Origin of the sequence: Haloferax sulfurifontis ATCC BAA-897 (assembly GCF_000337835.1) — an archaeon.
Taxonomy (GTDB): domain Archaea; phylum Halobacteriota; class Halobacteria; order Halobacteriales; family Haloferacaceae; genus Haloferax; species Haloferax denitrificans.
Genome location: NZ_AOLM01000004.1, coordinates 17,384 through 31,869 on the forward strand (window position 1 = coordinate 17,384; position 14,486 = coordinate 31,869).

General features: G+C 66.2%; 11 protein-coding genes and 1 pseudogene. 6 read left to right on the forward strand and 6 right to left on the reverse strand.

Features of this window, described 5'->3' with window-relative positions:
* The first annotated feature begins 20 nt into the window (after positions 1–20).
* A complete protein-coding gene (locus C441_RS02475) occupies positions 21–1,214 on the forward strand; it encodes an NAD(P)/FAD-dependent oxidoreductase (RefSeq protein WP_007273632.1) in 1,194 nt (397 codons plus the stop codon).
* 211 nt (positions 1,215–1,425) lie between these two features.
* Here the strand turns inward: C441_RS02475 and C441_RS02480 are convergent, their stop codons facing one another.
* Positions 1,426–1,959, reverse strand: a complete 534-nt coding sequence (locus C441_RS02480) for an Rrf2 family transcriptional regulator (protein WP_004063234.1) — start codon at positions 1,957–1,959, stop codon at positions 1,426–1,428.
* 165 nt (positions 1,960–2,124) lie between these two features.
* Between C441_RS02480 and C441_RS02485 the strand changes: the two genes are divergently transcribed.
* The 3 genes from C441_RS02485 to C441_RS02495 all read left to right on the forward strand — a co-directional run bounded on the left by C441_RS02485 (position 2,125) and on the right by C441_RS02495 (position 4,520).
* A complete protein-coding gene (locus C441_RS02485; RefSeq protein ID WP_007273633.1) occupies positions 2,125–3,045 on the forward strand; it encodes an NAD-dependent epimerase/dehydratase family protein in 921 nt (306 codons plus the stop codon).
* Between the two features lie 105 nt (positions 3,046–3,150).
* Positions 3,151–4,050, forward strand: a complete 900-nt coding sequence (gene rocF, locus C441_RS02490) for an arginase (RefSeq protein WP_049920382.1) — start codon at positions 3,151–3,153, stop codon at positions 4,048–4,050.
* Positions 4,050–4,520: an NUDIX domain-containing protein gene (locus tag C441_RS02495; protein WP_004976857.1), complete on the forward strand. Its 471-nt coding sequence runs from the start codon at positions 4,050–4,052 to the stop codon at positions 4,518–4,520. Before rocF ends, C441_RS02495 begins: the two co-directional genes overlap by 1 nt.
* Before the next feature lie 6 nt (positions 4,521–4,526).
* On the opposite strand, the pseudogene C441_RS20210 reads toward C441_RS02495, so the two are convergent.
* The 3 genes and pseudogenes from C441_RS20210 to gyrB form a co-directional block, all read right to left on the reverse strand.
* Positions 4,527–4,937, reverse strand: a pseudogene (locus C441_RS20210) (hypothetical protein); the annotation flags it as partial.
* 107 nt (positions 4,938–5,044) lie between these two features.
* On the reverse strand, positions 5,045–7,600 hold the full coding sequence (gene gyrA, locus C441_RS02505; RefSeq protein WP_007273636.1) for a DNA gyrase subunit A: 2,556 nt from the start codon (positions 7,598–7,600) through the stop codon (positions 5,045–5,047).
* A gap of 1 nt (position 7,601) precedes the next feature.
* Positions 7,602–9,521 carry a DNA topoisomerase (ATP-hydrolyzing) subunit B gene (gyrB, locus tag C441_RS02510; RefSeq protein ID WP_007273637.1) on the reverse strand — a complete coding sequence of 640 codons (1,920 nt, stop codon included), beginning with the start codon at positions 9,519–9,521 and terminating at the stop codon, positions 7,602–7,604.
* 286 nt (positions 9,522–9,807) lie between these two features.
* On the opposite strand from gyrB, the gene C441_RS02515 reads away from it, so the two are divergent.
* Together C441_RS02515 and C441_RS02520 are read left to right on the forward strand one after the other, a co-directional pair.
* A complete protein-coding gene (locus C441_RS02515; protein WP_007273638.1) occupies positions 9,808–12,204 on the forward strand; it encodes a DNA topoisomerase VI subunit B in 2,397 nt (798 codons plus the stop codon).
* Complete coding sequence (locus C441_RS02520; protein WP_007273639.1) at positions 12,204–13,304, forward strand: DNA topoisomerase IV subunit A; 1,101 nt, start codon at positions 12,204–12,206, stop codon at positions 13,302–13,304. The genes C441_RS02515 and C441_RS02520 overlap by 1 nt, the downstream gene beginning before the upstream one ends.
* A 27-nt stretch (positions 13,305–13,331) precedes the next feature.
* On the opposite strand, the gene C441_RS02525 is transcribed toward C441_RS02520, so the two are convergent.
* Together C441_RS02525 and C441_RS02530 are read right to left on the reverse strand one after the other, a co-directional pair.
* Positions 13,332–13,550: a hypothetical protein gene (locus C441_RS02525; RefSeq protein WP_007273640.1), complete on the reverse strand. Its 219-nt coding sequence runs from the start codon at positions 13,548–13,550 to the stop codon at positions 13,332–13,334.
* A gap of 77 nt (positions 13,551–13,627) precedes the next feature.
* Positions 13,628–14,461 (reverse strand): alpha/beta fold hydrolase, encoded by an 834-nt coding sequence (locus C441_RS02530; protein WP_007273641.1) that lies wholly within the window; start codon positions 14,459–14,461, stop codon positions 13,628–13,630.
* Between the last annotated feature and the right edge of the window lie 25 nt (positions 14,462–14,486).

A 14,486-nucleotide genomic window follows, 5' to 3' on the forward strand; every position in this document is an offset into this window, starting at 1 on the left:
ATGACTGCACAGACGACGACATGAGCACGCAGGTCGTCGTTCTCGGCTCGGGGTACGCCGGGGCCGGCGCGGTCACAACCCTCGAAGAAGAGCTCGGTCACGACGCGCAACTCACGTGGGTCGCCGAACACGACTACCACCTCGTCCTCCACGAGGTCCACCGCTGTATCCGAGACCCGAGCGTCGAGTCCAGCATCACCATCCCCGTCGACGACATCAAGTCCGACTCGACCGACTTCGTCAAGGGTCGCGCGACCGACGTGAACGTCGACGAGCGCGTCGTCGAACTCGAAGGCGGCGACGACGTCGACTACGACTATCTGCTCGTCGCCATCGGCTCTTCGACCGCCTTCTTCGGCATCGAGGGCCTCGAGGAGTTCGCCCACCAGCTCAAGGGCCTCGACGACGCCCGCGAGATTCACCAGGACATCAAGGAGGCGGCCGCCGACGCCTCCCGCGACGACCCCGCGCAGGTCGTCATCGGCGGTGCGGGCCTCTCCGGCATCCAGACGGCCGCCGAGGTCGCCGAGTACCGCGACACCAACCGCGCGCCCATCGACATCAAGCTCGTCGAGGGGATGGACGAAATCTTCCCCGGCAACGACCCCGAACTGCAGGGCGCGCTCCGCCGCCGCGTCGAAGACCTCGACATCGACATCCTCACCGGCGACTTCATCTCGAAGGTCGACGAGGAGACCGTCTTCATCGGCGGCGGCGAGGACGAGGACCCCGAGGAACTCGACTACGACGTGCTCGTCTGGACCGGCGGTATCACCGGCCAGCCCGAGGCGTCCGACGTCGAACTCGAACAGGACGAGCGCTCCCACCGCTTTTTCGCCGAGGAGGACTTCCAGACCAGCGACGACCGCGTCTTCGCGGTCGGCGACTGCGCCCTCGTCGAGCAGGGTCCCGACAGCGTCGCGCCGCCGACGGCGCAGGCCGCCTGGGACGCCGCGGACGTCGCCGGCGAGAACATCGCCCGCGCCATCGCCGGCAAGCCGCTCAAGCGCTGGACGTTCACCGACAAGGGAACGGTCATCTCCATCGGCCACGACGCCGTCGCCCACGGCGTGAAGTTCCCCGTCGTCGGCGAGTTCCCCGTCAACGTCTTCGGCGGCCCGCTCGCGCGGACGCTGAAGAAGGGCATCGCCGCGAACTGGATTGCGGACGTCACGTCGCCGAAGCGCGCGCTCTCCGCCTGGAACGACCTCTAACTCGGCCGCCTCGAACGATCACCGGGCGACGCGACGCCCGACGACTCAGTTTCGGTTTCTTCGGCTCCGTTAGACGCTCCGAGCACTGCCGAGGTCAATCGGTGGCGCGGACCGCCTCGCCGGCGTCAGACGGACTGTCTCGCCCGAACGCCAAACCAGCCGGTCGGAGTGCGAGGAGAGTGCCCGGAAAAAGACGAAGAGATGTGCGTGGTTAGTGCTGGGGTTCGCCGACGGGTGCCTGCATGTCGTCGATGCGGAGGATGAGGATGTTGCTCGTGTCGTCCTTGCCGTCGAGCGTGCCGTCGATGACGAGCTTCGAGAGGGGCGTCGGACCGACGCGAATCTTGTCGCCCTCGTGGAACTCGCGGACGGAGCCCTGCACGTGAATCTCGGCGCGGCACAGCTCGGGGTGGTGAACGCTGGAGAGGTCGATTTCGTCGACGTTGACGCCCTCGACTTCCTCGTCGTTGTGGAACAGGGGGACGAACGCGGGCTCGTCCATCTTGTCCACGTCGAGCGCCTCGTAGGCGTTGGCGGTCGGCTTGTAGCCGCCCTTCGGACCGGGGACGCCCTCGACCAGCTGGAGCGCCTTCAGGCTCTGCATCTGGTTTCGGATGGTGCCGGGGTTTCGGTTGACCTCGGTCGCGATGTCCTCACCCTTTACGGCGTCTTCGGAGTCCCGATAGAGGTTGATGAGGGCAGTCAAGATAGTTTTCTGACTCGACGTGAGCTCGATTGATGACATGGAGAATGGTTCGCTACATACGTCCTTAAATCCGATGGATGGCGGCTCGAATCTGCCGTTCGTCTACTTTGTAACCATATCTCACACATGAATGTTCATTTTGAACCTCGATTCGGCCCCGATGCTGTCGATAGCACTATACGGCTCACGAGAGTCCGGTAGCGCATGCACGGGAAACGAGTCCTCGTCACCGGCGGTGCCGGATTCATCGGCTCGAACCTCGCGAACCACCTCGCCGACGACAACGAGGTCGTCGCGGTCGACGACCTCTATCTCGGAACGCCCGACAATCTGGATGACGATGTGGAGTTCCACGACGCGAGCGTCCTCGACGATGACCTTCCGACCGAGGGCGTCGACGTCGTGTTCCACCTCGCGGCGCTGTCGTCGTACAAGATGCACGAGGAGAACCCGGCGAAGGGCGCGCGCGTCAACGTCGAGGGCTTCGTCAACACGGTCGAACAGGCGCGGAAGGACGGGTGTGACACCGTCGTCTACGCCTCCACGTCCTCGATTTACGGCTCTCGAACCGAGCCCTCGTCGGAGGACATGCCCGTCGAGGCGCGCACGGGCTACGAGGCGTCGAAACTGGCGCGGGAGCGCTACGCGGAGTACTTCCACCACCACTACGGCGTGCGGACGGCCGGGCTCCGGTTTTTCTCGGTGTATCAGGGCTTCGGCGGCGCGGAGGAGCACAAAGGCGAGTTCGCCAACACGGTCGCGCAGTTCGCCGACAAAATCGCGGCCGGCGAGTCGCCGGAGCTGTTCGGCGACGGGTCGCAGACCCGCGACTTCACCCACGTCGACGACATCGTCCGCGGCATCGAACTCGCCGCCGACCACCGGCTACAGGGCATCTACAACCTCGGTACCGGCGAGAGCTACTCGTTCAACGAGATGGTCGAACTGATAAACGACGTGCTCGGCACCGACGTCGACCCGGTGTACATCGAAAACCCCCTCGACGTGTACGTCCACGACACGATGGCCGACTGCACGAAGATGCGCGAGGCGACCGGCTGGGAACCGAAGATCTCCTTCGAGGAGGGCGTCCGGCGCGTCTGCGAACCGTATCTCGACGAGTAGCCCTCTCGTTCGGCCACGCGGGTCCGCCCGACGACGCGACGGCGGGCATTATCAATAAGGGTGTTTTTCCGATGCCACTAAACGCCCCGAACGAGTGCATCATCTATGGAACGGAACGTCAGAATTCTGGGTGCGCCGACGGACTACGGTGCCAATCGACGCGGGGTGGACATGGGTCCCTCCGCGATTCGATACGCCGGGCTCGCGGAGGAACTCGAGTCCGCGGGCGTCTCGCCGACGGACGCGGGCGACCTCGCGGTCCCGCACCACGCGACGCGGGACGCGGACGCCGGGGCGGCGAACGCGAAGCACGTCCAAGAGGTCGAAGAGGTGACGACGAGCCTCGCCGACGCGGTCTCGACCGCGCTTGCCGAGGGGACGACTCCGCTCGCGCTCGGCGGCGACCACTCCATCGCCATCGGCTCGCTGGTCGGGAGCGCCCGCGACGCCGACATCGGCGTCATCTGGTTCGACGCCCACGGCGACTTCAACACCCCGAGCACCTCGCCGTCCGGCAACGTCCACGGCATGCCGCTGGCCGCCGCGCTCGGTATCGGCGACTTCGCGGGCGTCGAGTGGGCGAACGCCGCCGGTCTCAAGGAGGAAAACGTCGCCATCGTCGGTCTGCGCTCCGTCGACGGCGTGGAGGCCGAGGCGATTCGCGACAGCGACGTGACGGTGTACACGATGTCCGATATCGACGAGCGCGGCGTCACCGAGGTGACGAACGACGCCCTCGACGTGGCGACCGCCGGCACCGACGGCGTCCACGTCAGCCTCGACCTCGACTGGCTCGACCCCCGCGAGGCCCCCGGCGTCGGGACGCCCGTCCGCGGCGGCGTGACCTATCGAGAGGCTCACGCGGCGATGGAACTCGTCGCCCGCTCGGAGGCCATGCGCTCGTTCGAACTCGTGGAGGTCAACCCCATCCTCGACCAGCACAACGAGACCGCGACGCTCGCGACCGAACTCGCCGCAAGCGCCTTCGGCAAGCGCATCCTCTGATGTCGACGCCGAGAGAAGCCCCCGCCCCGCACGACTTGGCCGCCGGCGTCGTCGTCCTACAGGAGAACTCCGTGCTCGCGGTCTACGAGAAGGACCGCTGGGGACTGCCGAAAGGCGGCTCAGAGCCCGGCGAGTTCTTCTTCGAGACCGCCGCCCGCGAGGCCGCAGAGGAGACCGGCGTCGAAGTCGAAATCCAGTCGCTCGCGTTCACGAGCGAGATTCGCGCCCCGGACCACCGCATCTATCTCCAGCGGTTCTACCACGCGACGCCCGTCGCCGACGACCCGACGCCGTCGCCGAGCGACCCCGACGACGAAATCGAGGCGGCGAAGTTCCTCCCGCTGACCGCCCTCGGGTCGACGCTCACCTACCGGCCGCGGGTCGAACCGCTCCGCGACTGGCTCCGGGACCGCAAGCCGCGACACTACACGTACGACCTGACGAGAGAGCCGTCGGACGTGGAGAAATAGGAGCCACGACGCGCTGTCGCTGGTTTTTCTCGCTCTCACGACTCGAACGACGTACCCGACACCCGTTCCGAGACCGCCGAGCGCGAGTGAAAGCACCGCGCCGGCGACGAGCGGATACCCGAGCCACAGCGGCGACTCCATCGTCGATACCGGGGCGAACAGGTTGACCGCGAACGCGAAACACGGACCGAAGGCGAGCACGATACCCTCGCCGGCCCGTTCACCGACGCGCTCGCCTCGGGCGACGTGAGACGCGACGCCGGCGACGACGAGCACCGCGCCCGCGTCGACGACGAGCGACTGCACGTGCGTCGGCGGTTCGAGGTTCCACACCCGAAGCGCGGTCAGGCCGCCGAGAACGACGACGAAGGCGAGCGCCGAGACGGCGACGATTCTCGACCGCGGTCGCATTCTCATACCGTGACGACCCCTCGGCCGCGGTAAATGCCTTCGGGGAGCGATGGCCAGAGCCGCGGCTCTGCGGCGGGGTCAGCAAAAGAAAACCGTCGTCGGGGAGAGCCGACTTACCCGTCATCCGCGTCGGCGTCCGCGTCGCCTTCCACGTCGTCGAGTTCCTCGGCCTCGGTCGTCATCGCGGCCGGAATCACGTCGACGGAGGCGACGTCGTCGCCCTCGTCGAGGTCCATCACGATGACGCCCATCGTGTTGCGGCCGACCGTCGAGATGTCCTCGACGGGCGTCCGGAGAATCTGGCCCTCGTCGGACATGACGACGAGGTGGTCGCCCTCGCCGACGGTGTTGATGGCGCAGACCGGACCGTTCCGCTCGTTGGTCTTGATGTCGATGAGCCCCTTGCCGTTTCGGGACTGCTTGCGGTATGCGTCGAGGTCCGTGCGCTTCCCGTAGCCGTTCTCGGTGACGGTGAGCACCCAACTGTGGTGGGCCTCGTCGATGGCGGCCACGCCGGCGACCACGTCGTCGCCGGTCAGTTTGACGCCGCGGACGCCGCGGGCCGACCGGCCCATCGCGCGCACCTCGTCCTCGTCGAAGCGGATGGACATCCCCTGTTCGGTGCCGATGACGAGGTCGCTTTCGCCGTCGGTGACCTCCACGTCGACGAGTTCGTCGCCCTCGTCGAGTTTGGTGGCGATGATGCCCGTCGAGAGGATGTTCTGGAACCGGTCGGTGCCGGTCCGCTTGATGTAGCCGTTCTGCGTCACCATCGTCAGGTAGCCCTCGATATCTTCGAGGTCGTCGCAGTTGACGACGGCCGTAATCTCCTCGCCGTCGTCGAAGTCGAGGAGGTTGACCGCCGACTTCCCGCGGGCGGTCCGCGACATCTCGGGCACCTGGTAGGCCTTGAGCTGGTAGACCTGTCCGTGGTTGGTGAAACACAGCAGGTCGTCGTGGGTGTTCGTGACGAACACCGACGAGACGTTGTCTCCCTCCTTGAGGTCGGTGCCGATGATGCCCTTGCCGCCGCGGTGCTGGGCGCGGAACCGAGACACCGGCATGCGCTTTATGTAGTCGTCCTCGCTGACGACGACGACCACGTCCTCCTCGGGGATGAGGTCGGCGCGGGTGACCTCGCCGGTGTTGGCGACGAACGAGGTCCGCCGGTCGTCGGCGTACTCGTCTTTGATGTCGAGCAGTTCGGACTCGATGACCGCGTCGAGTTCCGACCGGTCGCCGAGGATGGTTTCGAGGCGCTCGATGGTCGCCTGTACGTCCTCGTACTCGTCTTCGATTTCGGCCGCCTCCATCGAGGTGAGCGAACCGAGTTGCATCGAGACGATGTGGTTCGCCTGCTCTTCGGAGAAGTCGAACGTCGGCAGGGGTTCGCCTTCGACTTCGACTTCGACCTCGCCGCGGAGCGCGGCCTTCGCGTCGTCTCGGCTCTCGGAGTGCCGGATGGTCTCGACCACGTCGTCGATGTTGTCGAGGGCCTTCAGGCGGCCTTCGAGGATGTGCGCGCGGTCTTCGGCCTCGGCGAGTTCGTACTCGGAGCGCCGGCGGACCACGTCGCGGCGGTGGTCGAGGTAGTGTTCGAGCGTCTCCTTGAGCGTCAGCACCTGCGGCTGGCCGTCGACGAGCGCGAGGTTGATGACGCCGAACGTGGATTCGAGGTGGTTGTCGAGAAGCTGGTTCTTGACGACCTCGGCCATCGCGCCGCGCTTGAGCTCGATGACGACGCGGATGCCGTCGCGGTCGGACTCGTCGCGGATGTCGCGGATGCCCTCGATTTTGCCCTCGTTCACGTCGTCGGCGATGCGCTCGATGAGGCGGGCCTTGTTCTCCTGATACGGGAGTTCGTTGATGACGATGCGCCCCTCCTCTTCGAACACGTCGTAGTCGGCGCGGACGCGGACGCGGCCGCGGCCCGTCTTGTACGCCTTGTGGACCGCGTTGCGGCCGACGATGTTCGCGCCGGTCGGGAAGTCGGGGCCCTTTATGTGTTCCATCAGGTCCGGGATGGTCGCCTCGGGGTTTTCGATGAGCTCGACCGTGGCGTCGATGACCTCGCCGAGGTTGTGCGGCGGGATGTTCGTGGACATCCCGACCGCGATGCCGGACGACCCGTTGACGAGCAGGTTCGGGAACGACGACGGGAGCACGGTCGGCTCCTGCTTGCGGTCGTCGTAGTTCGACTGGAAGTCGACGGTGTCCTTGTCGATGTCGTCGAGGAGTTCCTCGGCGATGGGGGACATCCGCGCTTCCGTGTAGCGCATCGCGGCCGGCGGGTCGCCGTCGACGGAGCCGAAGTTACCCTGCCCGTCGACGAGCGGGTAGCGCATGGAGAAGTCCTGCGCCATGCGCGCGAGGGTGTCGTAGATGGCGGAGTCGCCGTGGGGGTGGTAGTCACCCATCGTCTCGCCCACGATGGACGAGGACTTGCGGTGCGACGAGTTGGAGGTCACGCCTGCCTGATGCATCGCATACAGGATGCGCCGGTGGACCGGCTTCAGGCCGTCGCGAACGTCGGGCAACGCCCGACCCGCGATGACCGACATCGCGTAGTCGATGTACGACTGCTCCATCTCGTCTTCGATGCGCGCGTTCTTGACCTCGGCCGCGATACCCGCGCCCGGTTCGAAAGAATCTGGTGCGTCAGAACTCATATTAGATGTCTACCCATTCGGCGTCGTTCGCGTGGTCCTTGATGAACTGCTTTCGCGGCCCGACGGCGTCGCCCATCAGGATGTTGAACATCCGGTCGGCGGCGGCGGCGTCCTCGACGGTGATGCGCTTGAGGACGCGGTTTTCGGGGTTCATCGTCGTGTCCCACAGCTGGTCGGGGTTCATCTCGCCGAGCCCCTTGAACCGCTGGACCTGCGTGGGGTTGCCGTTGCATTCCTCCTCGATGATGCGGTCTCGCTCGGCCTCGTCCATCGCGTCGTAGGTGTTGCCGCGGTAGCGGACGCGGTACAGCGGCGGTTGGGCCGCGTACACGTAGCCGGCCTCGATGAGCGGGCGCATGTGGCGGTACAGGAGCGTGAGGAGGAGCGTCCGGATGTGCGCGCCGTCGACGTCGGCGTCGGTCATCAGGATGAGCCGCTGGTAGCGCGCCTTCTCGATGTCGAACTCGTCGCCGACGCCGCCGCCGATGGCGGTGATGAGCGCCCGTATCTCGTCGTTTTCGAGGATGCGGTCGAGGCGGTGTTTCTCGACGTTCAGAATCTTCCCCTTGAGGGGCAAAATCGCCTGGAACTTGCGGTCGCGGCCCTGCTTCGCCGAGCCGCCCGCGGAGTCGCCCTCCACGATGAACAGTTCGGACTTAGAGGGGTCGCGGCTCTGACAGTCCGCGAGCTTCCCCGGGAGCGAGGTGGATTCGAGCGCGGACTTGCGGCGGGTGAGCTCCTCGGCCTGCTTTGCGGCCTTGCGGGCGCGGGCGGCCTCGACGGCCTTCGAGATGATGGCCGTCGCCGTGTCCGGGTTCTCCTCGAAGAACGTCCCGAGCTGTTGGTGGGTGACGCTCTCGACGATGCCGCGGACCTCGGAGTTCCCGAGCTTCGTCTTCGTCTGGCCCTCGAACTGCGGGTCGGGGTGCTTGACGGAGATGACGGCGGTGAGACCCTCGCGGACGTCCTCGCCGCGGAGGTTGTCCCCGTCGAGGTCGTCCAGCATGTCGTGGGTGTTCGCGTAGTCGTTGACGACGCGGGTGAGCGCCGTCTTGAACCCGGTCAGATGCGTGCCGCCCTCGCGCGTGTTGATGTTGTTGGCGAAGGCGTGAATCGACCCCTGTAGCTCGTCGGTCGCCTGCATGGCGATTTCGACCTCGATGCCCTCCGACTCGTCGTCGTAGTAGATGATGTCGTCGTGAAGGGCCGTCTTGGTCTCGTTGAGGTACTCGACGAACTCGCGGATGCCGCCCTCGAAGCGGAACGAACTCGACTCGTCGGTTCGCTCGTCCGTGAGCGAAATCTCGACGCCGGAGTTGAGAAAGGCGAGCTCGCGCAGGCGGTTTTCGAGCGTCTTGAAGTCGAACTCGGTCGTCTCGAAGATACCGTCGTCCGGCCAGAATCGGATGGTCGTCCCGGTGTCTTCACCCGGTTCGAGGTCGCGGACGCGCTCGAACTGGTCGACCTGCGGCTCGCCGAACTCGAAGCGGTGTGTCCACACCGCGCCGTCGCGTTTGACCTCGACTTCGAGCTCGCTCGACAGCGCGTTGACGACGGAGACGCCGACGCCGTGGAGGCCGCCCGATACCTGGTAGGACTTGTTGTCGAACTTCCCGCCGGCGTGGAGGACGGTCATGATGACCTCCAGCGCGGGTCGGTCGTACTGTTCGTGCGTATCTACCGGAATCCCGCGGCCGTTGTCGGTGACGCTGACAGAGCCGTCCTCGTGGAGGGCGACCTCGATGGCGTCGCAGTGACCCGCGAGCGCCTCGTCGATGGAGTTGTCGACGACTTCGTAGACGAGGTGGTGGAGTCCGCGAGAATCGGTGGACCCGATGTACATCGCCGGACGCTTTCGAACGGCTTCGAGCCCTTCGAGGACCTGAATCTGTCCGGCCCCGTACTCGTTATCCTGAGACATCTGAACAGGCCTAGGATAGCCCGTCCCTTAAAGGCTCGCACGCGCGGGCGCGAACTACTTACTGGAGTCCCGCGTAGCGGTTTCCGCGTCCGGCGATTCCGACTAGCTACTGAAGTCCCCGCCCGGAAATTCCGACTGGTCGACTCTCGTTTCGTGGGTGGCTCTGTATAACACGATTCGGCGTTCGGTTGCGAACGGCCCTCGAAGCGCGTCAATGTCGGGATCTCACTTTCACTCCGTTGCCGGTGAGTACTTAACGCGGGACTGGGTAGATGCGCATCAGGAAATGACCTCGTTCCAGTCGACACTCGGTGACGAGCCGGGGATCGCAGAGGAGCTGGCGAAGGGCCAGCGGGAGATCTCCATCGCCGAGTTCTTCGAGAAGAACAAGCACATGTTGGGCTTCGACAGCGGAGCCCGCGGGTTGGTCACCGCCGTCAAGGAGGCGGTGGACAACGCGCTCGACGCCACGGAGGAGGCGGGCATCCAGCCCGACATCTACGTGGAAATCGCCGAGGCGGGCGACTACTACCGCCTCGTCATCGAGGACAACGGGCCGGGCATCACGAAAGAGCAGGTGCCCAAAGTGTTCGGGAAGCTCCTCTACGGCTCTCGCTTCCACGCGCGCGAACAGTCCCGCGGCCAGCAGGGTATCGGTATCTCCGCGGCGGTCCTCTACTCGCAGTTGACGAGCGGGAAGCCCGCCAAGGTGACGAGTCGGACGCAGGGCTCGGAGGACGCCGAGTACTTCGAACTCGTCATCAACACGGACCAGAACGAACCCGAGATTCGCACCGAGAAGACCACCTCGTGGGACCGCCCCCACGGCACGCGCATCGAGTTGGAGATGGAAGCCAACATGCGCGCCCGCCAACAGCTCCACGACTACATCCTCCACACGGCGGTCGTCAACCCCCACGCCCGACTCGAACTCCGGGAACCCGGCCTCGACGAGCCGATGAAGTTCGAGCGGGCGACCGACCAGCTTCCGAAGCAGACCAAGGAGATTCGCCCCCACCCCCACGGCGTCGAACTCGGGACGCTCCTGAAGATGCTCTCGGCGACCGAGTCGTACTCCGTCTCCGGTTTCCTCCAAGAGGAGTTCACCCGCGTCGGCGCGAAGACCTCCGACAAGGTTCACGACGCCTTCCGCGACCGGCACTTCGGCCGCGAGATGACGTGGCGGACGCCCGACGCGACCGAGGCGGCCGACCTCGTCGCCGTCGTCGAGGACGCCGTCGCCAACAAGGGTAGGGATGCGACCGCGGCGTTCGCCGAGGAACTGGTCGATATCGTCGTCGGCAAGGACCGAATCGCCCACGGCGAACTCGTCACCATCGTCGAAAACGTCGCCGAGACGGTCGGCGAGGAGACCGACACTTCGTTCGGCGAGACGGTCCGCGAGAACGTCGTCGAGGCGCTGTGGCCCGTCCTCACCGACGACCGCGAGGGCGACGTGTACGCCATCGTCGACGACGTGACGACCACGCAGAAAGACGACGCCGGCAAGCTGTCGATGGCGCGCTCCATCGCCACCCAGTTCGCCGAGACGACCGGCCCGGCCGACCGCGCCACCCGCGACGACGTGGCCGAGTTCGTCGCGTGGGCGGCCGAGCGAACGAAAGAACGCGAGGACGAGACGTACGGTGAGACGGCCCAAGAGAACATCGCCGACGCCGTCTGGTCGCGGATGCGCACCGTCTCCGACGACGTGCCGAAGGTCCGCGAGGTCGCCGACGACCGCGACGTGGCCCGCGACCTGCTCGACGCGATGCGCGAGACGGACATCCTCGCGCCGCCGACGGACTGTCTGTCTCCCATCTCGGCGGAACTCGTCGAGGCCGGCCTGAGAAAGGAGTTCGACGCCGACTTCTACGCCGCGGCGACCCGCGACGCCGAGGTCCACGGCGGCGACCCGTTCATCGTCGAGGCCGGTATCGCCTACGGCGGCGAACTGAAGTCCGAGGGGAAAATCGACCTGCTCCGCTTCGCCAACCGCGTGCCTCTCGTCTACCAGCAGGGCGCGTGTACCATCACCCACGTCGTCAAGGACATCGGCTGGCGGAACTACGGCCTCGACCAGCCGGGCGGTAGCGGTATGCCGAACGGCCCCGCGGTCCTCATGGTCCACGTCGCCTCCACGAACGTCCCCTTCACGAGCGAGTCGAAGGACGCGCTCGCGGACGTGCCGGCGATTCAAGACGAGGTCGAACTCGCCATCCGCGAGGCGGCCCGCGACCTCAAGTCCTACCTCTCGAAGCGGCGGTCGCTCCAGAAGCGCCGCGAGAAACAGGACGTGCTCGGTCGCATCCTCCCGCAGATGGCGACGAAGCTCTCGGAGGTCACCGGCCGACCCGAGCCGAACATCGACGGCGCGCTCGGCCGCATCATGAACAACCTGACCGTCGAGCGGGCGGTCGACGACGGCGAGGTGACGCTCACGGTGACGAACCACTCCAACACGAACGAGTCGCCGGACATCACGGACATCGTCTCGGCTGAGCCGACCGGCCTCGACGGCGAGGCGACGGTCGTCGACCTCGACGGGGAGTGGTTCGTCAAGTGGAACCCAGAGGTGTCGTCCGGTGACACGGCGACGCTCACGTACTCGGTCGCACAGGACGCGTCGTTCGACATCAACGTCGACGGCGTCGAGACGGAGAAACTCACGGTGAACGTATAATGGCATCCGAACGGCAGACATCCGAGGAACGCGCCCGCGAGCGTCTCATCGACCTCGCGGCGGAGTTCTACGACCAGTTCGACGCGGGGGAGATTCCGTACATGACGCTCCCGACGCGGACGAAAAGCAACATCGAGTACGACGAGGACGCCAACGTCTGGGTGTACGGCGACCGGACCTCGAAGCGCTCTGCGAACAGCGTTCGGGGGGCGCGAAAGCTCCTGAAGGCCGCCTACACCATCGAGTTCCTCGCGCGCCAACTCGACGAGGACCGCTCGTCCACCCTGCGTGAGCTGTACTACATCTCCGAGTCGTGGGACAACGAGGAGGCGCACTTCTCCGACCAAGACGAGTCCAACAAGCTCATCGAGGACTTGGAAATCGTCAGCGAGGTCAAGCGCGAGGACTTCCACATGCGCCCGGAGGAGTCCGGCGCGAAGCTCATGGGGCCCCTCAAAATCCGCGAGCAGACGAACCGCGGCGACCGCGAGATTCACTGCCAACTGGACGTGGGTCAGGGCGGCTACCAGATTCCGAACAACCCCGACACCATCGAGTTCCTCGAACACGACATCGACTTCGTCATGTGCGTCGAGACCGGCGGGATGCGCGACCGCCTCGTCGAAAACGGCTTCGACGACGACTACAACGCGCTCGTCGTCCACCTCGGCGGCCAGCCGGCGCGCGCCACCCGACGTATCACGAAACGCCTGCACGACGAACTCGACCTGCCGGTCGTGGTCTTCACCGACGGCGACCCGTGGTCCTACCGCATCTTCGGCTCGGTCGCCTACGGCTCTATCAAGTCCGCGCACCTCTCGGAGTATCTCGCAACGCCCGAGGCGAAGTTCGTCGGCATCCAGCCGCAGGACATCGTGGACTACGACCTCCCGACCGACCCGCTCGCGGACTCCGACATTAACGCGCTCCAGTCCGAACTGGAGGACCCGCGGTTCATGGGCGACTACTGGACCGAACAGATAGAGCTCCAACTCGACATCGGCAAGAAGGCCGAACAGCAGGCGCTGGCCTCCCGCGGTCTCGACTTCGTGACCGACGAGTACCTGCCGACGCGCCTCGACGAGATGGGCATCATCTAACGCCGGTCACACCCGGTCGGCGGTGTTCTAGCTCGTTTCGGTTAGACTGAACAGTGCCACGATAGTGAACCCGCCGTAGAAGCCGAGGGTGTGGATCGCCACTTCGGTCGCGAACTCCGCGGCGGTTCGGATGGGTTCGATGTGAAACAACAGCGCGTCGGTCGTCACGACGACGAGCGTGGCGGCAAGACAGACGAGGAGCCGACGAACACTGAAAAGCGGGCTCGACCGGAGGGCGTCGCGCATGGCGGGTCGACGGCCGCCCGCTGTATGAGCCTGTTGCCGCGAAGGAGTTCGAGGGTGTCGCGGCTCGTGATGCGCGCTTACGGATACAGCCCTTTCCCCCTGAAGCCGTCGAAGTAACGCCTGACGACGCCGTTGAGCGTTCGCGGCTCGCTCGTGGCGAGACTGTGGCCCGCCCCCGAAAACAGCGCGAGCGTCGCGTCCGCGACGCCGTCTTTGAGTTCCCGAACCCGCGGTTCGGGGAACAGTCGGTCCGATTTTCCGGCGGCGACGAGCGTCGGCGCGTCGACGTCGCCGAGTATCTCCCGGGAGTCGTGTTCGAGACAGGCCGTACAGGAGACGACGGCGTCGGCGGGGACGGCGGGTCGGAGGTCGACGACCCGGCCGGCCGCCTCGATGAGCGCCGGGGCGACCGTCGCTTCGAGGCCGGTCGCGGACTCCCGTTCCGCGTCGGCGACGACTTCTGCCCAGTTGCCCTTACCCGCCAGCGAGCGCCAGCGCGTCACGACGTTCTCGCCGTGGCCGCCGAGTCGCGTCCCGGCGGAGACGACCGCCAGCGAGTCAACGTAGTCGCCGTAGTCGGCGGCGAGGTACTGGGCGACGAGGCCGCCCATCGAGACGCCGATAACGTCCGCCGGCCAGAGGTCCTGTTCGTCGATGACGCCGGCGTAGCCCGCGGCGATGTCGCGCGTGGTCGACCCGACCGGGAGGTGTCGCGGTCGGCCGACCACCCACACGTCGCGGTCGTCGAACTCGCGGAACAGGCCGGCGAGCGCCGCCGCGGTCGCGCGGTTCGGGTCGGTGCGCTGGAAGGCGTCCGAGAGGCCGGGAAGCACCACGAGCGGGTCGGCGTCGGCGTCGCCGAAGCGGTAGTAGGGCCGCCGGCCGCCGAGCATGCCGTAGTCGAGGTCCATACCCGAACCGACGGCCCGCCGAGGC